Origin of the sequence: Cobetia sp. 1CM21F (assembly GCF_023161745.1) — a bacterium.
In the GTDB taxonomy this organism is placed as follows: domain Bacteria; phylum Pseudomonadota; class Gammaproteobacteria; order Pseudomonadales; family Halomonadaceae; genus Cobetia; species Cobetia amphilecti.
In genome coordinates, this window is sequence record NZ_JALNTQ010000009.1 from 1 (window position 1) to 21967 (window position 21967).

21 protein-coding genes and 1 pseudogene are annotated in these 21967 nt (G+C 64.1%); 6 read left to right on the forward strand and 16 right to left on the reverse strand.

Features of this window, described 5'->3' with window-relative positions; genetic code table 11:
* Window positions 1-822: 822 nt before the first annotated feature.
* Window positions 823-1722 carry a Tim44-like domain-containing protein gene (locus tag MSG32_RS17550; protein ID WP_225347379.1) on the reverse strand — a complete coding sequence of 300 codons (900 nt, stop codon included), beginning with the start codon at window positions 1720-1722 and terminating at the stop codon, window positions 823-825.
* A 74-nt stretch (window positions 1723-1796) separates the two neighbouring features.
* Between MSG32_RS17550 and MSG32_RS17555 the strand changes: the two genes are divergently transcribed.
* A complete protein-coding gene (locus MSG32_RS17555; protein WP_225347378.1) occupies window positions 1797-2402 on the forward strand; it encodes an isochorismatase family protein in 606 nt (201 codons plus the stop codon).
* A gap of 27 nt (window positions 2403-2429) precedes the next feature.
* On the opposite strand, the gene yaaA is transcribed toward MSG32_RS17555, so the two are convergent.
* The 3 genes from yaaA to MSG32_RS17570 form a co-directional block, all read right to left on the reverse strand.
* Window positions 2430-3218, reverse strand: a complete 789-nt coding sequence (gene yaaA, locus MSG32_RS17560; protein ID WP_043336567.1) for a peroxide stress protein YaaA — start codon at window positions 3216-3218, stop codon at window positions 2430-2432.
* A 107-nt stretch (window positions 3219-3325) separates the two neighbouring features.
* A complete protein-coding gene (locus MSG32_RS17565; RefSeq protein ID WP_248381048.1) occupies window positions 3326-3778 on the reverse strand; it encodes a DMT family transporter in 453 nt (150 codons plus the stop codon).
* An 80-nt stretch (window positions 3779-3858) separates the two neighbouring features.
* Complete coding sequence (locus tag MSG32_RS17570) at window positions 3859-4890, reverse strand: NADP(H)-dependent aldo-keto reductase (RefSeq protein WP_248381051.1); 1032 nt, start codon at window positions 4888-4890, stop codon at window positions 3859-3861.
* 317 nt (window positions 4891-5207) lie between these two features.
* Here MSG32_RS17570 and MSG32_RS17575 point away from each other — a divergent pair, with 317 nt between their 5' ends.
* A complete protein-coding gene (locus tag MSG32_RS17575) occupies window positions 5208-5693 on the forward strand; it encodes a sel1 repeat family protein (RefSeq protein WP_043336560.1) in 486 nt (161 codons plus the stop codon).
* A 260-nt stretch (window positions 5694-5953) separates the two neighbouring features.
* A complete protein-coding gene (locus MSG32_RS17580) occupies window positions 5954-6460 on the forward strand; it encodes a hypothetical protein (protein WP_107335865.1) in 507 nt (168 codons plus the stop codon).
* 209 nt (window positions 6461-6669) lie between these two features.
* Here MSG32_RS17580 and MSG32_RS17585 read toward each other — a convergent pair whose 3' ends face one another.
* Complete coding sequence (locus MSG32_RS17585) at window positions 6670-7638, reverse strand: NAD(P)H-quinone oxidoreductase (RefSeq protein WP_043336555.1); 969 nt, start codon at window positions 7636-7638, stop codon at window positions 6670-6672.
* A 212-nt stretch (window positions 7639-7850) separates the two neighbouring features.
* Between MSG32_RS17585 and MSG32_RS17590 the strand changes: the two genes are divergently transcribed.
* Window positions 7851-9632: a lysophospholipid acyltransferase family protein gene (locus tag MSG32_RS17590; protein WP_248381054.1), complete on the forward strand. Its 1782-nt coding sequence runs from the start codon at window positions 7851-7853 to the stop codon at window positions 9630-9632.
* A 101-nt stretch (window positions 9633-9733) separates the two neighbouring features.
* On the opposite strand, the gene MSG32_RS17595 is transcribed toward MSG32_RS17590, so the two are convergent.
* Window positions 9734-10276 carry a TIGR00730 family Rossman fold protein gene (locus MSG32_RS17595; protein ID WP_248381057.1) on the reverse strand — a complete coding sequence of 181 codons (543 nt, stop codon included), beginning with the start codon at window positions 10274-10276 and terminating at the stop codon, window positions 9734-9736.
* Window positions 10277-10593: 317 nt separating this feature from the next.
* On the opposite strand from MSG32_RS17595, the gene MSG32_RS17600 reads away from it, so the two are divergent.
* Entirely contained in the window at window positions 10594-11934 is a 1341-nt protein-coding gene (locus tag MSG32_RS17600) for a sodium-dependent transporter (RefSeq protein WP_043336549.1), read from the forward strand.
* A 97-nt stretch (window positions 11935-12031) separates the two neighbouring features.
* Here MSG32_RS17600 and MSG32_RS17605 read toward each other — a convergent pair whose 3' ends face one another.
* The 9 genes and pseudogenes from MSG32_RS17605 to MSG32_RS17645 all read right to left on the reverse strand — a co-directional run bounded on the left by MSG32_RS17605 (window position 12032) and on the right by MSG32_RS17645 (window position 19047).
* Window positions 12032-12559 (reverse strand): DUF501 domain-containing protein, encoded by a 528-nt coding sequence (locus tag MSG32_RS17605; protein WP_215823562.1) that lies wholly within the window; start codon window positions 12557-12559, stop codon window positions 12032-12034.
* A complete protein-coding gene (locus tag MSG32_RS17610) occupies window positions 12537-12866 on the reverse strand; it encodes a hypothetical protein (RefSeq protein WP_043336543.1) in 330 nt (109 codons plus the stop codon). The genes MSG32_RS17605 and MSG32_RS17610 overlap by 23 nt, the downstream gene beginning before the upstream one ends.
* A gap of 119 nt (window positions 12867-12985) precedes the next feature.
* On the reverse strand, window positions 12986-13465 hold the full coding sequence (locus MSG32_RS17615) for an aminoacyl-tRNA deacylase (RefSeq protein ID WP_131432808.1): 480 nt from the start codon (window positions 13463-13465) through the stop codon (window positions 12986-12988).
* Between the two features lie 86 nt (window positions 13466-13551).
* Window positions 13552-13950 (reverse strand): annotated as a pseudogene (locus tag MSG32_RS17620) (thioesterase family protein); the annotation flags it as partial.
* A gap of 47 nt (window positions 13951-13997) precedes the next feature.
* Window positions 13998-14819: a hypothetical protein gene (locus MSG32_RS17625; protein WP_043336537.1), complete on the reverse strand. Its 822-nt coding sequence runs from the start codon at window positions 14817-14819 to the stop codon at window positions 13998-14000.
* Window positions 14816-15838 carry a zinc-binding dehydrogenase gene (locus tag MSG32_RS17630; RefSeq protein WP_205741744.1) on the reverse strand — a complete coding sequence of 341 codons (1023 nt, stop codon included), beginning with the start codon at window positions 15836-15838 and terminating at the stop codon, window positions 14816-14818. Before MSG32_RS17630 ends, MSG32_RS17625 begins: the two co-directional genes overlap by 4 nt.
* 216 nt (window positions 15839-16054) lie before the next feature.
* Window positions 16055-17545, reverse strand: coding sequence for an alanine/glycine:cation symporter family protein (locus MSG32_RS17635; protein ID WP_248381060.1), 1491 nt, complete (start codon window positions 17543-17545; stop codon window positions 16055-16057).
* 131 nt (window positions 17546-17676) lie between these two features.
* The gene (locus MSG32_RS17640) at window positions 17677-18114 is read right to left on the reverse strand and encodes a universal stress protein (RefSeq protein ID WP_107335871.1); all 438 of its coding nucleotides are present in this window, start codon (window positions 18112-18114) and stop codon (window positions 17677-17679) included.
* A gap of 507 nt (window positions 18115-18621) precedes the next feature.
* Window positions 18622-19047 carry a hypothetical protein gene (locus tag MSG32_RS17645; protein WP_043336524.1) on the reverse strand — a complete coding sequence of 142 codons (426 nt, stop codon included), beginning with the start codon at window positions 19045-19047 and terminating at the stop codon, window positions 18622-18624.
* Between the two features lie 120 nt (window positions 19048-19167).
* Between MSG32_RS17645 and MSG32_RS17650 the strand changes: the two genes are divergently transcribed.
* Window positions 19168-20322 (forward strand): PatB family C-S lyase, encoded by a 1155-nt coding sequence (locus tag MSG32_RS17650; protein ID WP_248381063.1) that lies wholly within the window; start codon window positions 19168-19170, stop codon window positions 20320-20322.
* Between the two features lie 624 nt (window positions 20323-20946).
* Here the strand turns inward: MSG32_RS17650 and MSG32_RS17655 are convergent.
* A complete protein-coding gene (locus MSG32_RS17655) occupies window positions 20947-21912 on the reverse strand; it encodes a tetratricopeptide repeat protein (protein WP_043336518.1) in 966 nt (321 codons plus the stop codon).
* Between the last annotated feature and the right edge of the window lie 55 nt (window positions 21913-21967).

Here is a 21967-nt window from a genome sequence, read left to right on the forward strand (position 1 = left end):
CTTAGCGCCGATGGTAGTGTGGAGTTTCTCCATGTGAGAGTAGGTCATCGTCAGGCACTTATCCCGAACCGCCCCTGTAGCCTTGCTGCAGGGGCGGTTCTCTTTGTGCTCAAAAAATTGGCGCACAGAAAGTCCACGGATGGCCAGCTCATGGGAGGCCTGTACCAAGGGCGGTCATGAAAAGCTCGTCAGGCACTTGTCCCGAACCGCCCCTGTCGCCTTGCTGCAGTGGCGGTGCTGTCTGTGGCAGTGCATAGGGGGTGCAAGGCGCCCTGCTGAGGAAGGGAGGTGTGCAGGGGGCCGCCTGTGGACAACCGGAATCTGGGAATGGCACCTGAATTATCCACAAGGGCTTGTCGAGCACGAGGAGTTTCCAGGAGTAGGCAAGCCTTGCGGACATCTTGAGTACAGCCGGCTGATGGTGGAGGCTGATCAGGCGTCGCGGGTTCTGCACCTCAGTGTTGCTCATGTTTTTTACGATCAGGCTGAACTAAAGCCCAATCGGCGACTCTGAGTATGTGAGTTTCGACGTTCCCTTGCTTAGAAACTTGTCTGTGCTATCCCATCAGCAGACTTTTTGCGATCTGGCGCTCCTGCCTTGCAGTCGAGCAGCCTATCCGCCGGTCACTTCCCCAGTGGCCGGTTTTTTTATGCCTGTCATTCGGGCGATGCCTTTGTGGTCTTCGGCGAGCTGTTGCAAAGCCCTGGTAGGTCATCTGCAGCGAGACACAAAAAAGCGGCCGGATGAGTGATCATCCGGCCGCTTTGGCATCTGATGTGGCCCTCACGGAGTGAAGGTCACGTCAGTGAGCAAGGAACGGTTTAGCTGTTCTGCTCGATGCCCTGGATGTGCCAGTCGGCGCCATCACGCAGCTCACGGACCAGGTGCCAGGTCTCGTTGAACTCGTTCTGCTCGCCATTTTCATCCAGCACGCCATGGAACAGGACCGTCGCTTCCGCCTGCTTGCCAATCTCCTGCACGCTGCCCAGTTCAGCAAACAGACGCACGATTTCGGTACGGTTGTTGGCCGGTTGCTGAGCGCGCTCTTCACGCAGCAGATTGTAGAGCTCTGGCGTGACGTACTCCTGAATGCGCGGCAAGTCATTGTTGTCCCAGGCGCGCTGCAGAGTCATGAAGTGTTCCTTGGCGCCACCGAGGAACTGCTCCTTGTCGAACCAGGCCGGTTCGCTGGTCGGGGCACCGCCTGTCAGGCCTGCCCCGATACCACCGGCCGGAGCCAGCGACTCGCCTTGCGCCTGATGCGCTTCACGCGCCTGCACATTGCGCGGCTGGTCATCGTGGCGTGTAGAGGAACCACCACCACTACCTGCCGGCCCGCCGCTCGCCATGGCGGCCTTCTTGCGCGCGCTGAGGAACTTGAAGGCGATGAAGGCGATCACCGCGATGATCAGGAAGTCTGTCATGCGCAGACCATCGAAGGCGCCGCCGAAGAACAGCGATGCCAGCAGGCCGCCTGCCAGCAGGCCTGCCAGAGGTCCGGCAAACTTGGACAGGCCGCTGGAGGGCTTGGACTTCGCTGCGGTGCTGCTGTTGGTGGCCTTGTTGCTGCCAAACAGTGAGCTGGAGGATTTTCCGCTGTCAGCGGATCGTGAGTAGCTACCGAAACTCTTGCCGCCGCCGAGGCGCTTGGCCTCTGCGTGTTCGACGCTCAGACCGAAGCCGAGCAAGCCGACCATCAGCATGATGAACAGATGGCGCATGTGGGATCTCCTTGGATGCGCTAGCGTGTAAGTGGAAGCTCCATTCTAGCCTTAGAATCGTCGTGGGAGGACCAATGGACGACGAAAAGTCTCAACACCTGATGGCGAGGCGATCATTGTTGTTGCTGATCGATTTCCAGGCTCGCCTGATGCCGGTTCTGAGTGGCGGAACCGAGGCCATCAACAGTGCCATCTGGCTGGGCGGAATCGCCCAGGCGCTGGAAATTCCCGTCTGGCTGACCGAGCACTGCCCCGACAAGTTGGGCGCAAGTGCTCCGATGACGCATCTACTGAGCGAGCGCACCCGCTGCTTTACCAAGCGCAGTTTCAGCGCGCTGGATGCGCAGGACTTTCGCAAGGCATTGGAGCAGAGTGGCTGTGACCAGTTGGTGGTATGTGGTGCCGAGGCGCACGTCTGTGTGATGCAGACCGTGCTGTCCCTGTGTGGCGCAGGCTATCGAGTGGCGCTGGTCGCCGATGGGGTCGCCAGTCGCCGCCCGCGGGAGGCGGCGCTGGGGGTGGCCCGCTGCGAGGCCGCGGGCGCCAGTATCGTCAGTGCCGAGATGGTGGCGTATGAATGGCTTGGATGTGCAGATCACGCCCTGTTCGGCGATATTCATCGCCGTTACCTCAAACCGCGTGCCGCAGAACATCTGACTTTCCCGGGGCTGGGCGGATGAGGCGTCAAGTGACCCGGCGGTCACGTATCAGGCGCGTGCCGCGTCGGCCTCACTGCGCGTGAAGACCAGCGTATCGCCCTCAGAGGCGGCATTGGAGAAGCGATAACCGGCCACGTCGAAGTCCTTGAGGTCTTCGGCTGTCTCGATGTCGTGCTTGAGCATCCAGGCGCTCATCAGGCCGCGTGCACGCTTGGCGTAGAAGCTGATGATCTTGGACTGGCCATTCTTCTCGTCCTTGAAGACCGGCGTCACGATGCGGTGGCGGAACGCCTTGGCATCGATGGCCTTGAAGTATTCATTGGAGGCCAGGTTGACCAGTATCGGCGTGCCGCTGTCTTCGACGGCCTGCTCCAGTGCCGGTGTCAGCGTCTTGCGCCAGTAGGCGTAGAGGTCCTTGCCGGCCGGGTTGCTCAGACGCGTGCCCATCTCGAGACGGTACGGCTGGATGAGGTCCAGCGGGCGCAGCAGCCCATAGAGGCCGGAGAGAATGCGCAGCTTGTGTTGTGCGCGCTCAAAATCTTCCTCGCTGAACGAATCCGCCGCCATGCCCTGATAGACATCCCCCTGGAAGGCCAGCACCGCCTGTTTGGCATTATCTGGCGTGAAGGGCGGCTGCCATTCCTGGAAGCGAGCGGCATTGAGGCCGGCCAGCTTGTCGGAGAGCTTCATCAGGCTTGCGATGTCCTGCGGCGACTGTTCGCGCAGGATGTCGATCAGCGGTTGAGCCTGCTCGAGAAAATCGGGTTGGCTATGACGGGAGGTCACGGGGGCGCTGTCGAAATCCAGCGATTTGGCGGGCGAAATCACACTCAGCATGTAGACCTCCTGGCAGGGAAAGGTCTCAGTATATCAGGCAGACGAGATGGCCCCGAGTCCGCCAGGACTATCGGGGCCATAGATTGCACTGCGTGACGCCAGAGGCATCAATAGCGGCGGATCAGGAAGACCCCCGCGAACAGCAGCAAGACGCCTGCCACGCGCCCCAGCGAAAGATCATGCTGCGGGAAGGTCGCCCAGCCGAAGTGGTCCAGCACCACCGAGGCCGTCAGCTGCCCCGCCAGGAAGGTGGCCATCATGGTGGCAGCACCCAGCTTGGGCACCAGTATCACGCTGGCCGCGACGAAGAAGGCGCCCAGCAGACCGCCGGTCCAGCTCCACCAGGGGGCTGCCTTGAGGGCACCGATGCCCGGCATGGGCAGGCGCATGGCCAGCACGATGACGACCAGCGCGATCGAGCCGACCACGAAGCTGACCATGGCAGCCATGAGCGAACTGTGGGTCTGCAGGGCCAGCGTGGAATTGACGCCAGCTTGAATCGGCATCATGGCACCGGCGGCGACAGCCATGAGGATCATGCTCAATTCAGCGGGATTCATGAGGGGTCCTTGGTCACGAGCAGGCCGGTCATGATGACCGGCCTGTCGGGGTTGTGTATCCGCTACGGGTCAGAGGCGATTCAGGGGCACGGGTTGGGTGCGGTGTTGTGGATCATCTCGATCTCGGCCAGTACTTCCTCGCTCAGCTCCACCTCGAGGCTTTTGATGTTGCTTTCCAGCTGGGTCATCGTCGTGGCACCGATGATGTTGCTGGTCAGGAACGGGCGAGTGTTGACGAAGGCGAGGGCCATCTGGGCCGGGTTCAGGCCGTGACGACGCGCGATGTCCACGTAGCAGGCGATGACGTGCTGAGCCGGCTCGGCGTTGTAGCGCTGGAAGCGCTCGAACAGCGTCAGGCGAGCGCCTTCCGGACGGGCGCCGTCCAGATACTTGCCGGACAGGGTGCCGAAGGCCAGCGGCGAGTAGGCCAGCAGGCCGACATCTTCGCGGTGCGCGAACTCGGCCAGGCCCACTTCGAAGCTGCGATTGACCAGGTTGTACGGGTTCTGGACGCTGGCCACGCGCGGCAGGTTCAGGCGCTCGGCCAGATTCAGGCACTGCATCACGCCCCACGGCGTCTCATTGGACAGGCCGACGGCGCGAATCTTGCCGGCGGTGACCAGCTCGCCGAGTGCCGACAGGCTTTCTTCCAGCGGCGTCATGTCTTCGTCTTCGGTCGGCTGGTAGCCCAGCTTGCCGAAGAAGTTGGTCTTGCGGTCCGGCCAATGCAGCTGATAGAGGTCGATGTAATCGGTGCCCAGGCGACGCAGGTTGTCGTCACAGGCGGAGATGATCTGCTCACGCGTCAGGCGTGAACCACCGCGCAGGTAATCCATGCCCGGGCCGGTGACCTTGGTGGCGATCTTGACCTGATCACGATTGCCGCGTGCCGCCAGCCAGCTGCCGATGTATTCCTCGGTACGGCCCTGGGTCTCGCCATTCGGGGGCACCGGGTACATCTCGGCGGTATCGATGAAGTCGATGCCAGCGTCGAGCGCACGGTCCAGCTGCTGGTGGGCATCGGCTTCGCTGTTCTGCTCGCCGAAGGTCATGGTGCCAAGGCATAGCAGACTGACGTCGATGCCAGTACGGCCAAGAGCTCTACGTTGCATGCAGGATTCCCCTATCGGGTAGGTGTCAATGTAGCGGGCAGGACGAGTGCTTCCAGCACGCGCGTGGCGCGCGGTTCGCGCGCGTACTTTACCCCAAGGATGGCGCACATATTAGCAGCGTAACAAAAACCCACAAGGCGGGCTTGAGTCCCCCCGATTGCGCGAGTATGCTTGGCGCCCCGCTGTCAGGGGAGCAGTCTTTCTAGGCCGCCCGCAAGGGCAAACTGACAGTGTTGGCAAGGAGAATAGCGTCGCGGGCTCAGGATCGGGCCAGGACACGGCGTCACCCCTCTTATTCTGTATCAAGGTTACTCGTCATGCCGCAGGCCCCAACCCTGATGACTGGACTGAAATACCGCCTGGCGGAGCGTCTGTTCCACGCCTCCTGGCTGTCCGGCTCTCAGCAGAAGCATCGTCTGACCATGCGTCTGTTCAATCACTGCGCCAATGCCGGTCACACCGGTGCGTTGTCATTGTACGGGCACATGCTGTTCCAGCGCGGCAACTCCGCTCAGGAAAAGGCCAAGGGCGCGCGTTTCGTCATCAAGGCCGCGCAGGCCGGCGACGTGCATGCCCAGTATCAGGCGGCGCGTATCTATGAGTATGGCTGTGCCCAGTATCAGAGCGATCCGGCCAAGGCCGTGACCTGGTACGCGCGTGCCGCCGAGTGCCGCCATGCTCTCGCGGCCCAGCGCCTGGCGCGTGCCTATCGTGAAGGCTCCCTCGGTCTGGCGGTCTGCCCGCACAAGGCCGAGCAGTGGGAAGCCCACGCCCGCACGGGTGGCGAGGCAGACCTGCACTGAGCTGATGTACTGATCGGATGTACCAGCTGATGTGCTGCCCTCGCTGCCACTGACAACGCCCTCTTCGTGAGGGCGTTGTCGTCTCTGGCCCTCTCATGCGCGTCTCTTGAACGTGATGCCAGCGTGATGGAGCAGATCGACCTGATGCCTGCGTTGACAGCGTCGCGCTCAGGACTCGCCAAGCAGGGGGCAATTCCCGTAACCTGAGGACATTCAACCTCTTCTCGCCCGGGCCCTGTCTGCCTGAGATACCTTGGGAGATTCGTGTGACGCTGCCTATTCTGCTCGATATTGAAGCCTCCGGCTTTGGCCGTGGTAGCTATCCGATCGAGATCGGGCTGGCGCGTGCCGACGGCAGCAGTTGCGCCTTCCTGATACAGCCTCTTGATGAGTGGGTGCATTGGGACCCGAAGGCGGAGCTGTTGCACGGCATCTCACGGGCACGGCTGGCACGCGAAGGGCGGCCAGTGCGTGAGGTGGCGCAGTGGGTCAATGATGAGCTGGGTGAGGCGGGAATCGCCTATAGCGACAGCTGGGGCTACGACAATACCTGGCTCTCGCTGCTGTTCTATCATGCCGGCATGCTGCCGCGCTTTCGTCTCGAGGCGCTCAGACGGCTGCTCGATGAGGAGCAGCTGAATTGCTGGGCAGAGCTCAAGGAAGCGGTGATCGCCGAGGGTGGCATCCAGCGCCATCGCGCCGGAGATGACGCCCGTCTGCTGCAACTCACCTGGCAGAAAGCCCAGTCGATCGGGCGCAGCGAATAAGCCTCTGCCAGGTGCCGTGGGGTCTACGGCGGGAGGCATGAGCGACACTGACGTCAGGCCGGGTGTTGTCAGGTCAGATGTTGTCAGGCGGAGCAGCGAGCACGAGATAGCGCCAATAAAGCCAAAAAACGGCAGCCCACTGGGCTGCCGTTTTTTTCATGCTGTCGTTTTTTTTCATGCTGCTGATGTCATCAGCGTCATGATGAGGCTCAGGCGCCCGTCACCGCCAGCAACACCTTGCCGGTGCTGGCGTTGTCCTGCACATAGGCATGCGCGGCATCGGCTTCCTGGATCGGCCAGCTCTTGTCGATATGCGGGCGCAGCTCACCCCGCGCCAGGCGTGGCCACACATGCACGTAGAGCGCATCCAGCACCATGCCCTTGCCATCGGGGGAGCGCGAACGCAGGGTCGAGCCGATCAGGCGCTGACGCTTCATCAGCATGCGACCCAGATCCAGCTCATCCATGCGCCCACCCATCAGGCCGATCAATACCATGCGGCCATCCTGTTTCAGCACCTGCTGATTGTCGGCCAGATAGCCGCCGCCTACCGGGTCGAGAATCATGTCGGCGCCGCCCCAGTCGTTCACGGCCTCGACGAAGCTGCCATCGTGGCGGTTCCAGCCGGCATCCGCGCCGAGGCGCAGGCAGGTCTCCAGCTTTTCCTGGCTACCGACGGTCACGAAGCACGGATGCCCGAACAGCCCGCACAGCTGGATGGCGGTGGTGCCGATGCCGCTGGCACCAGCGTGCAGCAGTACGCGCTCCTTGTGCTTGAGGTTGCCCTCGATGAACAGGTTCAGCCAGGCGGTAGCGAACATCTCCGGCAGCGCGGCGGCGTCTCGCAGGCTATAGCCCTCCGGCACCGGCAACACCTGCAGGGCGTTGACGACCACCTCCTCGGCATAGCCGCCACCGGACAGCAGCGCACAGACCGGATCACCGACCTTGAAGCGCTCGACGTGGCGGCCAACTTCACGAATGGTGCCACTGACCTCAAGTCCCAGGATCTGACTGGCGCCTTCGGGTGGCGGATATTGGCCGGCACGCTGCATCAGGTCGGCGCGGTTGACGCCGGCCCAGGCCACCTCGATACGCACCTCGTCCGAGGCGATCCCGTGCGGGGCCTCGGTTTCCTGCCAGACCAGTGATTCATTCTCGACGGCTATCGCAAACATTCGCTCTCTCCTTGGCGTGGCAGTCGTGCTGCCTGTTCGTACGCGGATGATCTTCGTGCCGGGGCGCATCGGCCGCGGATCACGTGGGCGACTGTCATCTCACTGTACGGGGACTGTGACGCATCTGTCATGAAGTGGCGCGAACCTGACGTGATATCAAGCCCCATGATCCAGACATCGCGTTCCGCACTCCGTGCGGCCAAGGAGAGAGCATGATCGATACTGCCCGCGTCATCGCTGCCAAGTATCCTGCCTTTGCCAAACGTCACCCGCTGATCCGGCGGCCAGCTCTGGCCATGCTGCGGCGCCTGGTGCATGAGGGCGAGATCAATGCCTTCCTCGGCGAGAACTCGGACCAGCGCGGCTTCGACTTCATTGACCGCGTGCTCGATCACTTCTCCTTCGGCTACTCGGTGTCCTCGCGGGAGCGCGAGAACATTCCGGCCTACGGGCGTGTCGTCATCGTCGCCAACCATCCGCTGGGATCACTGGACGGCCTCGCGCTGCTCAAGCTGGTCGGCGAGGTGCGCCGCGACGTCAAGATCGTCGCCAATGACATCCTGATGAAGGTCGAGCCGCTGGCACCCTTGCTGCTGCCGCTGGACAACCTCAGTCGTCGTGGCTATCGCAAGAGCAGTGGTCAGATCTGCGATGCGCTGATGAATGAAGAGGCCGTGATCATCTTCCCGGCCGGCGAGGTCTCGCGTGCAGGCCCGACCGGGCCACGCGACGGCAAGTGGCTGTCGGGCTTCCTGCATTTCGCGCGCAAGACCAATGCGCCGGTGCTGCCTATCCATGTCAGCGGGCGCAACTCGACGCTCTTCTATGCGCTGTCGTCGATCAACCGCAGCTTCGGCACGCCCCTGCTGGCCCATGAGATGTTTCGCCAACGCGAGCGGCAGCTCAAGCTGCGCATCGGCGAGCTGATCCCGCTGGAGCGCCTCGATAGTGATGCCCTCAATACCAACGCCAAGACGCGTCTGCTGCGCAAGCACCTGTATCGCATCGGGCGCGGCAAGCGTGGCCTGTTCGTGACCGAGAAGGCCATCGGCCATCCCGAGGAGCGCCAGGCGCTGCGTGAGGAACTGACGCCCTGTGAACTGCTGGGCGAGACCCGCGACGGCAAGAAGATCTATCTGTTCGATGCCTTCCCCGGCTCCAGCGTGATGCGCGAGATCGGGCGGCTGCGTGAGATCAGTTTCCGGCGGGTCGGCGAGGGCACCGGTGAGCGGCGCGACATCGATCGCTATGACGCCCACTACCGGCATCTGGTGCTGTGGGATGACGCCGATCTCGAGATCGCCGGTGCCTATCGCATCGGAGAGGTACGCAAGATCATGGCGGCACATGGCGAGAAGGGGCTCTACAGCCCGACCCTGTTCCGCTTCACGCCGGAGATGTTCGAGCGCATGCAGGACGGTCTGGAGCTGGGGCGCAGCTTCGTGCAGCCGCGCTACTGGGGGCGGCGCAGCCTCGATTACCTGTGGCAGGGGCTGGGCGCCTATCTGCGCTGTCATCCCGAGATTCGCTGGCTGTTCGGCCCGGTCACGCTCTCCAACAGCTATCCGGAGGCCGCCAGGGCACTGATCGTCAGCTACTACCGTCACTATTACGGGGATGATGAGGGGCTGGCGCGCGCACGGGCACCGGTCGCCCAGAGCGTGCCGGGCAGCGCCGCCCATGAAGCGGAGCGCCTGTTCGATGGTCAGGACGCCGATGGCGATTTCCGCCGCCTGCGTGCCCAGCTGGATGCAATGGGCGTGACGGTGCCGACGCTCTACAAGCAGTACGCCGAGGTCACCGAGCCCGGTGGCACCCGCTTCCTCGATTTCAGTGTCGACGCCGATTTCGGTTACTGCATCGACGGCCTGGTGATGGTCGATGTCGAGCAGGTCACCGCCAGCAAGCGGGCGCGCTATATCGGCAAACCCGTTCAGCAGCAGGCTGCCTCGGAGGATGCCGTTGAGGCCTTTGGCGAGACGGCGCTGAACTGAGGCGGCGCGCTCGCATCGTCACTCCCCATGGCGCTGGCGTCATGCGCTTGATGGGGAGTGACGCGACAGCCTGTCAGGTCTCAGGTCTTACGTCTCATGCCTTACGTTTCGGGCGCCAGACGCTTCAGCAGGGGCGCGATCTCGCGCTCACTGATCAGGCGCGTGCGAGTGTCTGCATCGAGGAAGCCCGCCTCGACGGTGCGGTCCAGAAACTCGAGCAGGGGCGCGAAGAAGCCGTCACTGTCGAGGACGGCGATCGGCTTGGCGTGAAAGCGCAGGTACTGCCAGGTCCAGGTCTCGAACAATTCCTCCAGGGTGCCAATCCCGCCGGGCAGGGTCACGAAGGCATCCGCCAGTGCGGCCATCTGCGCCTTGCGCTCATGCATGTCCGCCACCTCGATCAAGCGCGTCAGACCGGTATGCGCCTTCTCGTTGCGTACCAGTGCCTGGGGGATCACGCCGATCACCTCACCGCCTGCTGCCAGCGCGGCATCTGCCAAGGCCCCCATCAGCCCGGCGCGCGCGCCGCCGTAGACCAGTCCCCAGCCGCGCTCGGCGATGGCCGTGCCCAGGGCTTCGGCCAGTTGGCGGTGCTGTGGGGAGACGCCCTCGCGGGAGCCCAGATAGACACAGATGCGATGCATGTTGCTCTCCTGAATGTTTCTCGGCGGCGCTCACTGCTGGCTGCCGTGCCTTGATGTCATGTCCTTCCTATCCTACGCGAGTTGTGCGGCGACGCTATGACGCCGGTGAGGAACTCGGCATTGCCCCGTGGCCAACGCGGGTACGTGCTGACTATCGGCGTTGTCGCCTGCATTCGCGGGCCTGCTCTGCTACCCTTGCCGCCCCCGCAGGCGACGGCTGGCGGGCGCTGGCGCCCCGTGAGCTTGCATCGGGATGCACCCCAACTCATCGCGGCGTCGTCTTCGACGGACGCGGAACAACAAGGCAGGAGAGGCAGATGGCGCAGGTGCGCGGACGCTTTGCCAGTCGGCTGGGCTTCTTGATGGCCGCCGCTGGTTCGGCAGTAGGACTTGGCAACGTATGGGGCTTCCCGTCCCAGACGGCCAACAACGGAGGCGGGGCCTTCGTGGTGATGTATCTGGTGCTGGCCTTCCTGCTGGCATGGCCGGCCTTGATGGCTGAGCTTGTCATCGGCCGCCATGGTCAGGCCAACATCGTCACCAGCATGAGTCTCGGTCGAGGCATCACCAAGCGCTTCGGCGCGCTGGCGGGCTGGGCGGGCATGCTGACCGCCAGCCTGATTCTGGCCTTCTATGCCATCGTCGCGGGCTGGCTGCTGGGCTATACCGCCGCGCCGGTCAGCGAGGCGCTGGGCATGAGCTCCGCCGCCAGCTGGCTGACCACCTTCGACTTCACGCGCAATGTCTCGCTGACGGCGGTCTTCCTCGCGTTGACGATGGCGATCGTGGTCGGCGGCGTGCGCGGCGGGATCGAGAAGTGGTCCACGCGTCTGATGCCGCTGTTGCTGATGCTGCTGGTCGGGCTGATCGGCTACGTGCTGACCCTGCCGGGCGCCGATGAAGGCCTGAGTGTCTATCTGACGCCGCAGTGGGATCGCATCTTCGATGCCGACCTGATGCTGAGCGCGATGGGCCAGGCGTTCTTCTCGCTGTCTCTCGGCGTGGGCGCGATGCTGATCTACGGCTCCTATCTGGGGCCGGAGCAGAACCTGCCGCGTCTGGGCGTACTGGTGACGCTGATCGATGTCGGCATCGCCTTCCTCGCCGGCCTGCTGGTGATTCCGGCCATGTACGCCGCGCGTCATCTGGGCGTCGAGATCTTCGATGCCGATGGCCTGCTCAAGAGCTCGGACACCCTGCTGTTCGACACGCTGCCGGCACTGTTCGGTCAGATGGGCGGCGCAGGTGACATCCTGATGGTGGCGTTCTTCGCGCTGATGAGCGTGGCGGGCATCACCTCTTCCATCTCGATGCTGGAAGTGCCGGTATCCTTCGTGGTCGAACGTGGCTGGCTGGGTCGGCGTGCCGCCACTCTGGCCGTCGGTGCCGCCATCATGGCCATCAGCCTGACCATCGCCGCCAACTTCGGGGCACTGTTCGGCCTGGTGATCATGTTGACCACCCAGTACAGCCAGCCGCTGGTCGCGCTGGTGATGTGCCTGCTGGTCGGCTGGGCGATGTCGCGCCATGCGCTGCTCAAGGAGATCCAGAGCGGGGCGCCAGACATCGAGTCCAGCCTGTTCTGGAAGATCTGGCCGTGGTACGTGCGCCTGATCTGCCCGCTGTGCATCGCGCTGGTCTTCGCGCACTCGCTGTAGACCTGACGTTCATCACGACGCAAGAAGCCCGCCAATTGGCGGGCTTCTTCGTCTTCTGCATTCAAGCCGACGGCATCGGCTCGATCGTCGTCAGGGCTCAGGGCAGCTCGGACAGCACGTCGTAATGGGCATCGACCCAGTGACCGATGGCGTTGCCCTCGGCGTAGGCGAGATGCTGGGCGTACTGGGTGTGCAGGCAGCGCACCTGATTCCAGTCACGGATGCCGCCGACGCCACGTTCACGCATCAGGTCGGCGAAGCCCTGGGACTCGATGGCGTTGCGCTCGGCCTCGCTCATGAAGCTCCAGCGTTCGGCGACATAGGCCTCATGGCTGGCACGGTAGCGCGCCAGCAGTTCCTCGTCGGTCTTGAGGCGTTCTTCCAGCCCCTTGATGACGCCTTCGGCCTCGATGCGTGACAGCGAGATCTTGAGGCGTTCATCGCACAGCCAGTAGAGGGTCGGGAAGGGCTTGCCGTCCACCAGCGAATGCATGCGCAGCACCAGCGGAGTGCCCTCGCCATCGGTGGCGGCCACGGCCTGGATGCCGCGCGGCTTGCGCCCGAGCTGGCGCTCGATGATCTCGAGCTCCCGCGCGTCGGGACTATGATTGGTCAGGATCACCATGCTTGCGGTCAGGCTCCAGCACACACTTGTTGGACCGGGATACGGCCCGGAAGAAAGCCTGGTTGAGCTGCTGGGGGCTCGGCACATAGCCATGCCACTCGCGCTCGCAGTAGTCACTGCCGCGCGCCATCAACTCCGGGGCCAGACGATTGAACCAGCCATCATAATCGTAGGGGTCAAGGCCCGGCAAGCTGATGTGCGGGTAGTCGGCGAAGCGCTCACTGAACCAGTGTTCCAGCGCCGCCTCGACCTGCGCATGCAGCTCGGTCATGTCCGGGTAGATCCACTTGCTGTAGCGAATGCCCATCGGGCCTCCTCGCTGACGCGGTGCTATGGCGGGTGCTCGTCGTGGAGAGCCGTCATGGAGAGTCCATCATGCAGGGGCTGCCATGAAGTGCCTGTGCTGGAATGCCTGGCCCGTGGCCATCAGTCGTCACGGGCCAGCGGGGCGAACTGGCCATTGCCCAGCTCACACAGTAACGCGGGGGCGAGCGCTATCTCCAGTCCACGACGGCCGCCGCTGATGAAGATTTCCGCCTGTGTCGCGGCGCTGTCATCGACCCACAGTGGCAGGCGCTTCTTCTGACCCAGCGGACTGATGCCGCCGACCACATAGCCGGTGGCACGCTCGGCGGCCTCATGCGCGGCCAGCGCCGCCTTGCGTGCCCCGCAGGCGCGTGCCAGTGCCTTGAGGTCGAGCGTACCGCTGACCGGCACCACGGCGACCACCAGCGGCTGACGTGCATTGCCGCCTTCCAGCTGGCAGACGAGGGTCTTGAAGACCTGGGCGGGCTCAAGCCCCAACGTGCGGGCGGCCTCTTCCCCGTAGGCGGGAGCGCGCGGGTCGTGGGCATATTCGAGTGTGCGGTGTGGCTTGCCCTTGAGCAGCTTGAGCGCGGGTGTCATGCCGGCACGCTCCCCTCGGAGGCTGCGCTGTGCGTCCCGAGTGCCCGGGCGGCCTCGCGCAGGGCCGGGACATCCAGTTCGGCGCTGTCGGTGTGTTCGTGTACATGGCTGACCAGGGTCGCGCGCAGCTCGCCCTCGATGGGCAGCGACTGCTTGGCATGATGATCGAACTGCACCAGCACGCAGTGGCCACGCGCGCCGCAGACGCCGCTTTGCCACGCTTCCTGGGTCACGGTGAAGGAGCTGCCGCCGAGACGCGACAGCCAGGTGCGAATCTCCACCGGCTGGCCATATTGCAGCTCGGCGAGGAAGTCGACCTCGATGCGCGCCATGATCAGCGGCCACTTGCGCGGGTCGAGGTCCGGCACGAAGACGCGGAACAGGTCATTGCGCGCCCACTCGAACCAGGCCGGCAGGCGCGTGTTGTTGACGTGCCCGAGGGCATCGGTGTCGTAGAAGGCCGGTTCCAGCGTCTTGAAGTACATGTCATCGCTCCTGGGCATCCATGCGGCATTTCAGCCTATCAGGAAGCTCAGGCGCTGGCTGTACGTCGTGAGGCCAGTCGACGTTGCAACGGCGTGAACACGCCCAGCCACGCCGTCGCCACGATGAAGCCGAGCAGGGTGCCCAGGCCGACCCCCATGCCGGGGTAGCTGAGCGAGACCACCAGCGCATAGCACAGCAGCGAGCCAAGGCCGGCCGGGTAGTGCTTGATGACGGTCGCGACGGCCACTGGTCCCTGGGTGAGATGCAGAATCACCAGCAGCGGGTACATGGTGACCGGGAATGCCGCCACCAGGCCTGCCCACGAGGGCGGCAGCAGGTGGGCCAGCGCGGTGATGCCGAACACGATGCCGGCGGCCAGTCCGGCGCGCGCCAGCAGCGAGACCCAGGAGAAGGGCGACTTGCGCGCCGTGCTCTCCGGTACGCCGCGATAGAGGCGCATGCACAGCACGATGGCGATCAGCGTCACGATCACGCCGCTGACGCGCGTGAACTCGAACTGCGCCAGCACCAGACTGGCGAGCAGCCAACCCAGCAGGCCGCCCAGGGTGCCGTTGATGACGCCGCGCAGTCCCTGTGCGCGCCCGCATAGCCAGTAGCCGACCCCCAGCGCCAGCGTCGAGGAGAAGCCTGCCAGAGTGTAGACGGCGCTCTGGCCGGCGAACTCGGGGGAGATCTCAACGCCGATGAAGCCCAGCGTGATGGCCGTGCCGAGCGGGTAGCCGGACAGCAGCCCGGCCATGCGCGTCGAGAGGCGCTCCGCGATCAATGACAGCCCGATCACCACCGCCACCGAGATCAGCAGCTTGAGCAGTTGCAGGCCCAGCTCACCCTGAAGCGCTGCGCTCATTGGGCGGCGTCCCAGAACTGACGACGCACCAGCGAGATCTTGCCCACCGCCTTGCCGGAGGCCTGATGACGATGGGCCTCGGCGACCTCGCTGAAGTCGAACTGGCGCTCATCGAGGCGCACCTTGAATTCGCCTTCCTCGACCAGCTCCACCAGCTTGCCCAGTGCCTGGCGCTGCTGCTCATGCCCGATGCCAGCGGTCAGCGGCAGCAGGATCGACAGCACTTCCAGGCTGCGGCTGCCAGCGTGCAGCGGCGAGAGATCCACCGTGGTGCGCGCATTGATGGTCACGATGCGTCCGCCCAGCTTGCTGGCGGCGAAGCTGGCGGCCAGGTTGTCGCCACCGACGCAATCGAAGACCAGATCGAAGCCCTCGCCACCCGTCAGCCGGGCCACGTAATCGGCCACGGCTTCCTCGCGGTAGCGAATGACGTGGTCCGCGCCGCAGTCGCGTGCCGCCCGGGCCTTGTCATCGCTGGACACCGTGGTGGCGACTTCCGCGCCGATGCAACGGGCGATCTGCAATGCCACATGGCCGACGCCACCGGCGCCGCCGTGGATCAGCACGCGTTGTCCCGCTTCCAGCTGGCCACGCTCCACCAGTGCCTGCCAGGCGGTGATGAACACTGCCGGCAACGCGGCGGCTTCCATGAAGCTCAGGCGGCGCGGCTTGCGGGTGATCAGGCGCTCGTCGGCGAGCATGTAATCCGCCAGCGCGCCCGGATGAGCGGCGACGCCGCCGGCAAAGCCGAGCACCTCGTCGCCGGGCGAGAAGGCCAGCACATCATCACCGACGGCATCGATCACACCGGCCACGTCGCCGTGCAGCACGCAGGGCGCTGGTGGCAAAAGAGGCACCTGGCCGCTGGCCAGCTTGAGATCCAGTGGATTGACGCTGGAGGCAGCGACGCGAATGCGCACCTGGCCGGGGCCGGGAGTGGGCAGCGGGCATTCGGTCGCCACGAAGTCGGCATCCGGGCCGGGATTGCGCAGCACCATGGCATGCATGGAAGCGAGCATGAGACGTCCTCGTTGATACGGGTTCCGGCCAGTGTGGCCAGTGAGCGCCACACCCTACCCATTGCGCTGCGTTGCGGCAATCCGACTTGGGTGGTTTCAGCCGTCCAATGCACGGAATTGCATGATCGACAACGAAAAAGCCCCTGCCGATGGGCAGGGGCTTGGGTCATGCGGCGGCTGACGGCTGTGTCAGGCCCGCCTGGGCGCGATGGGGTATCACGCGTTCTGGCGCTTGGCCTCCTTGTCGACCGGTGCGATCTCGCCGGACTTCAGCTTGGCCATGTACTGGGCCAGCTCACGCTTCACGACCGGCATCAGGTAGTAGAGGCCGATGATGTTGGCGATGGACATGGCGAAGATCATGGCGTCGGAGAAGTCGATGACCGGGCCGAGGCTCATGGAGGAACCGATGACCACGAAGGCGAGGAAGATCAGCTTGTAGACGATCTCGGAGCCCTTGCTCTCACCGAACAGGTAGGTCCAGGCCTTCAGGCCGTAGTAGGACCAGGACAGCATGGTGGAGAAGGCGAACATCAGCACCGCCAGGGCCAGCACATACGGGAACCACGGGAAGGCGGTCTCGAAGGCGTAGGAGGTCAGCTGGACGCCGCCGAGGCCTTCGACCTGGTAGGCGCCGGTGATGACGATGACCAGCGCGGTCATGGTGCAGATGACGACGGTATCGATGAACGGTTCGAGCAGGGCGACGATCCCTTCGGTCGCCGGCTGGGAAGTCTTGACGGCAGAGTGGGCGATGGCCGCGGAGCCGATACCGGCTTCATTGGAGAAGGCAGCACGCTTGAAGCCCTGGATCAGCACGCCGACGATACCGCCGCCGACCGCGACCGGTGCGAAGGCACCTTCGATGATGGCGCCGAAGGCGGCCGGAATCGCACTGAAGTTGAAGCCGAGGATGATGAGTGCCGCGATCACGTAGATGACAGCCATCATCGGCACCAGCTTCTCGGTGACACGTGCGATGGACTTGATGCCGCCGATGATGACCATGCCGACGATGGCGGCCATCACGAGACCGAACAGCCAGCCGTAGCCGACCAGGAAGCTGGCATCACCGCCGGTGACGTTGACGGCCTGCTGATAGGACTGGTTGGCCTGGAACATGTTGCCGCCGCCGATGGAGCCACCGATGGCGCAGATGGCGAAGAAGATCGCCAGAATCTTGCCCAGACCCGCCTTGCCGTTTTCCGCGAAGCCCTTGGACAGGTAGTACATCGGGCCGCCGGAGATGGAGCCATCCGCATTGACGTTGCGGTACTTCACGCCAAGCGTACATTCACAGAACTTGGAGGCCATGCCGAGCAGACCGGCCAGAATCATCCAGAAGGTCGCGCCCGGGCCGCCCAGTGAGACGGCGACCGCGACGCCGGCGATGTTGCCAAGGCCGACCGTGCCGGACAGCGCCGTGGCCAATGCCTGGAAGTGGGATACCTCGCCTTCATCCTTCGGGTCGGTGTAGTCGCCCTTGACCAGACGGATGGCATGGCCGAACAGGCGGAACTGCACGAAGCCGAAATAGAGCGTGAAGATGATGGCCGCGATGATCAGCCAGCCGACGATCAGCGGGAACTGGGTGCCGGCCACCGGCACGGAATAGAAGATGGTCGAGACGATCGGATTGACGATCGGTCCGACGATGTCACTGATGGCCTGGTCCATGCCTTCGGCATGGGCAGAGCTTGCGGCCATGAGGGCTGCCATCGCGGCAGCCCAGGGGGCCAGGGAGCGGAATCGACTCATGAGAGGTAACCTCGAAAAGCGAATTGTCGTTATTGTCTGGTGCGAATCTCTGCAGGCGGCGGGTGCGGGAGGCGCCTGTCTCAGGGAACGATGGTGACGGGCACCGAGGCCTCTTGAATCAGATGGGCGGTGACGCTGCCGAAGATGCGTGAGCGCACGCTTTCCCCCTTGCGGCCGACGATGATCTGCTCGGCATTCACTTCACGCGCCAGCAGGCTGAGGATCTCGGCGGCATCACCGTGGCGGACACGGCCCTCGACCTGATAGCCCTCCTTTTCCAGCTCGCTGATGGCAGGAGACAGCACACGCTCGCGGGCCAGCTTGATCTCGTTCTCACGGCGGCTGGCACGCTGGGCGTTCTCTTCCGGCGTGTTGAAGCTGTAGGGCGACCATTCGACCACGTAGCAGAGAATGATCCTGGTTTCCGCGCCCACCAGAGAGGCGACGCGCTTGGCATAGGCAATGGCACTGTCGCCGCCCGGGGTTCCATCCAGTCCGACAATCAGGGAGGTGGTCATGGAGCTTCTCCTGAAGCTTGCTGGTCGTCGTGTCGCGCCAGCGGATTCTTGTTGAATTACCGTTTCGTTGCGGTTGAAAGAACTTTACTCCTCGCTCACACAAGAAATCCCTTCGGGTGTATCGCTTCACAAAACGATGATTAAACGAAATAGCGTCAATTACGCGTTGACGAGCCTCAGGTTTCCGCTACGCCATTAGCCGGGGGTGACGATATTCGCTGAGAAAACTGCTACCTATGGCTGTCAGCAATGCCGAGAGCAGGACGAGCTGTCCTTTGAGGGCGCCAGCAGGGTCACCACCAGAATCGCCATCAGTGGCAGGGGGGGGAGTGGGAGCGGACAAGAGAATAGAGCGGGCAAGAGAGGGAAAGCAGAGGTAGGGAGGAGATGGCGGTGAGGGAGGAGAGCAGAGGAGAGGAGGTGAGGTGAGGAAGGAGAGCAGAGGAGAGTAGAGAAAAACGCAGCGCTGCTCACCAACAGCGCTGTGAGTGTTCAAAATCGACGCGGCTAGATCAGCCGCTGGTGCGTCAGGTCTTGCCAGGCGGCTTCGATGGGCCAGGCCAGCGGCTGACGCAGGTGTTCCGGCAGTGCCATCAGGGCGGCCGTGGGACTGTCGTGTTCGCGCATGCGCAACCAGCAATAGGCCCAGGCGCAGGCGTCATCCGGGCCCTGCGGCACCGGGCGTGCCGGCATCTGCATCAACAGGAACAGCGCTGCCTTGGGTGCCCACAGCGGCGCACCGCCCTCTGCGGCCCACTGCTCCAGCGTCTCGCCATCGGGATTGCTGGCGGGCTGGCCAAGACTTGCGACGCGCGCGGTATCGGCCAGCAGCACGGCGAGGCGCTCACTGTCGCCGCGGCCATGGGTCAGCCAGGCACGCAACAGACCGGGCAGCCCGCGCTGGGCCTGTGGGTAAAAGGTGTCTTCAGACATGCACAAAGCCTTATGCTGTAGTTGGTCCACAGGTATTCTTCTCGCCGCCCGAGGGCGGCGTGAGTCGAGAGCACTGCTCGCGTTGCCTGCCAAATTTGCCCGCCACAGGGAGACTCCATCTTGCCATTCGATTTCATCACCCCGCTCGATCGACGCCAGTATCCTTCCCAGAAGTGGGATCGCTACGCCTCGGACGTCATGCCCCTCTGGATCGCCGACATGGACTTCAGCGCCCCGCCCGCCGTGACGCGAGCGCTGGCCGAGCGAGTGGCGCACCCGGTCTACGGCTATGCCAAGCCGTCGGAAGGCCTCGATGACAGCCTGTGTGACTGGAGTCGCGAGCATTATGGCTGGGAGGTGCCGCGTGACGCCATCGTCTGGCTGCCGGGCGTGGTGCCGGCCTTGCACCTGGCCAGTCTGGCATTGACCTCTCCCGGCGCGGGCGTGGTCACGACGACCCCGATCTACCCGCCCTTCCTCAAGGTGGCCCAGAAGACCGGGCGACTGGCGCAGATGGCGCCGCTGGCAGAGCCCGAGACGCAAGGCGGCCCCTGGCGTCTGGATCTGGAGGCCCTGGAAGCGGCCATCACGCCCGAGACCGAGCTGCTGCTATGGTGCCACCCGCACAATCCTACCGGCCGCGTCTGGCGCGAGGAAGAGCTCGAGGCGCTGGCGGAGCTGGTCGAGCGTCACGATCTGCTGGTGGTCTCCGATGAGCTGCATGCGGATCTGGTGGTGGACCCGACGGCCCGCCATATTCCGCTGGCCAGCCTGAGCGAGCGACTGGCGGCGCGCTGCGTGACCCTGTGGGCGCCCTCCAAGACCTTCAACACTGCCGGGCTTACGTTCGCCTGTGCGGTGATCACCGACCCCAAGCTGCGTGCACGCTTCACCGGCGCCGCCAATGGCTTGATGCCCGATACCAATGTGCTGGGCATGGCCGCGACCGAAGCGGCGTGGCGCGAGGGCGAACCGTGGCGTCAGGAGTTGCTGGGCGTGTTGCGTGACAACCTCGATCTGCTGGAAAGCCATGTGGCACGTTGGGACGGCGTCAGCATGTCGCGCCCGCAGGCCACCTATCTGGCCTGGCTGGATATGCGCAAGGCAGGGCTCGGGGAGTCTCCTCAGCAGACCCTGCTCGAGGAATGCGATGTCGCGCTGTCGGATGGCGCAGACTTCGGCTGGCCGGGCTTCGTGCGCTTGAACTACGGTACCACGCGCGTGCAGCTGGAGAAGGCGCTGCAGCAGATGGATGAGCGACTGCAGAAAGGCTGAGGTTGGCGAAGGGATCGCGGGGGCGAGCGAAGCGGCCGAGAAGGCGGGCGACAGTACCGGAGTTGATCTGGGTCAGTCTGCGGCGTTTCGTTGGCAGCTATCGCTCATCGCAAACTTGAATTGAGAATCATTATCGTCAACTCTGAGGTCAGGCCGCTCATCGGGAGGGGCTTGTCATCAGGAGATGCGACGATGAGACATGAGGTGGCAGAGACGCCGCGACAGGGGCGGCCAGCAAGCAGGGATGCAGGAGTGACGGCCTGTCGTGAATGGTGTTGTCAGGGCGGGAGCCTGCGCCTGGCGCGTTCATCGCCGCCATCTTCCTGCTGCCGTGCGCCCGCGGCGTCATCTGCCACCCCGTCTGCGCCAGACGCCGTGAAGTCTGCGGGCCAGGAACTAGAGGTGGACTTTCCGCCCAGCGTGCGCGAATCGCGTGCTCGCCCCTCGCTTCTCAAGGGCTGGAGCCGTCGTTAGCCCTTGAATCGGCGCGACGGCAGGCCCTCTATGACAAGGCCCCGCTTCCTTAACCGGAGGCGGGGCCTTGTCATCTGCGTGGCGTGTTCAGCTCATCAGTGCGGTCAGCAGCACGATCAGCGCACCAGCACGATCAGCGCACCAGCACGATCAGTACATCAGAGCGAACAGTTGGCGACGGAAGCGCACGGTCAGCTCATGGGTCGCGCCGAGGGCGTCGAACACACGCAGCAGCGTCTTGCGTGCCAGATCATCGCCGTACTGGCGGTCGGTCTTCACCAGGCTGATCAGGGCATCCAGCGCCAGCTCGTAATGGCCATCCGCCAGATCACGCATGGCGCGCTGATAGCGGGCTTCGCTGTCGTCCCGCTCGATCATCGCCTGCACCTCTTCGGGAGACGGTGCCTCGGCGATGAAGTCGATGCGCGCACGTACGCCACGCGCCTGGGCACCGTCACGGTCTTCCGGCTTGAGGGAGTCCAGCAGCTGACGGGCCTCTTCACCATTGCCTTCTGCGACCAGCACCGAGGCGAGGTGGATGCGGTATTCCGGTGTCTCGGGGGATTCCTGCGCCAGCTGCTGATACAGCGCCTTGGCGGTGACGAGGTCGCCGCTTTCCAGTGCAGTGGCCGCCTGCTCCGCGAGGCTGGGGCCTGCTCCTGCCGCCGGCTGGACCTTGTGCTGCTCGAGGAACTGGCGAATCTCGGCTTCCGGACGTGCGCCGGTGAAGTTGCCTGCCAGACCGCCCTGGATGACCAGCTTGACGTCCGGTACCGAGCGCACGCCCAGCTGAGCGGCGATGTCCTGCTGTTCCTCGGCGTTCAGCTTGGCCAGGATGAAGCCGCCCGCATATTCACGCGCCAGCTTCTCGAGGATCGGTGTCAGAACGAGGCAATGCTCGCTCTGCGGCGACCAGCAATCCAGCAGTACCGGCACTTGCTGTGAGGCTTCCAGCACCTGCTGAAGATTGCTCATGTCCACATCGATGATGTAGGTGTTGGCGTCTTCTGCCTGGCGCGGTGCACTGGCGGCACCGCCGCCGACCACCCCTTGTGGCTGGGCGGCGGTGGTGTCATTGCCGGTCAGTGGCTGGCCGGTATTGGGATCGATGATCATGGTGCATGCCCCGAAATTCTGTCTGCGATTCAAGGCTCGCGCGCGAGCCGGTTGG

Bases quoted from the DNA above. Each gene is read 5' to 3' on its own strand.
- MSG32_RS17550 (WP_225347379.1), bottom strand. From the start codon at position 1,722: ATGCGCCATCTGTTCATCATGCTGATGGTCGGCTTGCTCGGCTTCGGT.
- MSG32_RS17555 (WP_225347378.1), top strand. From the start codon at position 1,797: ATGGACGACGAAAAGTCTCAACACCTGATGGCGAGGCGATCATTGTTG.
- yaaA (WP_043336567.1), bottom strand. From the start codon at position 3,218: ATGCTGAGTGTGATTTCGCCCGCCAAATCGCTGGATTTCGACAGCGCC.
- MSG32_RS17565 (WP_248381048.1), bottom strand. From the start codon at position 3,778: ATGAATCCCGCTGAATTGAGCATGATCCTCATGGCTGTCGCCGCCGGT.
- MSG32_RS17570 (WP_248381051.1), bottom strand. From the start codon at position 4,890: ATGCAACGTAGAGCTCTTGGCCGTACTGGCATCGACGTCAGTCTGCTA.
- MSG32_RS17575 (WP_043336560.1), top strand. From the start codon at position 5,208: ATGCCGCAGGCCCCAACCCTGATGACTGGACTGAAATACCGCCTGGCG.
- MSG32_RS17585 (WP_043336555.1), bottom strand. From the start codon at position 7,638: ATGTTTGCGATAGCCGTCGAGAATGAATCACTGGTCTGGCAGGAAACC.
- MSG32_RS17590 (WP_248381054.1), top strand. From the start codon at position 7,851: ATGATCGATACTGCCCGCGTCATCGCTGCCAAGTATCCTGCCTTTGCC.
- MSG32_RS17595 (WP_248381057.1), bottom strand. From the start codon at position 10,276: ATGCATCGCATCTGTGTCTATCTGGGCTCCCGCGAGGGCGTCTCCCCA.
- MSG32_RS17600 (WP_043336549.1), top strand. From the start codon at position 10,594: ATGGCGCAGGTGCGCGGACGCTTTGCCAGTCGGCTGGGCTTCTTGATG.
- MSG32_RS17605 (WP_215823562.1), bottom strand. From the start codon at position 12,559: ATGGTGATCCTGACCAATCATAGTCCCGACGCGCGGGAGCTCGAGATC.
- MSG32_RS17610 (WP_043336543.1), bottom strand. From the start codon at position 12,866: ATGGGCATTCGCTACAGCAAGTGGATCTACCCGGACATGACCGAGCTG.
- MSG32_RS17615 (WP_131432808.1), bottom strand. From the start codon at position 13,465: ATGACACCCGCGCTCAAGCTGCTCAAGGGCAAGCCACACCGCACACTC.
- MSG32_RS17625 (WP_043336537.1), bottom strand. From the start codon at position 14,819: ATGAGCGCAGCGCTTCAGGGTGAGCTGGGCCTGCAACTGCTCAAGCTG.
- MSG32_RS17630 (WP_205741744.1), bottom strand. From the start codon at position 15,838: ATGCTCGCTTCCATGCATGCCATGGTGCTGCGCAATCCCGGCCCGGAT.
- MSG32_RS17635 (WP_248381060.1), bottom strand. From the start codon at position 17,545: ATGGCCGCAAGCTCTGCCCATGCCGAAGGCATGGACCAGGCCATCAGT.
- MSG32_RS17640 (WP_107335871.1), bottom strand. From the start codon at position 18,114: ATGACCACCTCCCTGATTGTCGGACTGGATGGAACCCCGGGCGGCGAC.
- MSG32_RS17645 (WP_043336524.1), bottom strand. From the start codon at position 19,047: ATGTCTGAAGACACCTTTTACCCACAGGCCCAGCGCGGGCTGCCCGGT.
- MSG32_RS17655 (WP_043336518.1), bottom strand. From the start codon at position 21,912: ATGATCATCGATCCCAATACCGGCCAGCCACTGACCGGCAATGACACC.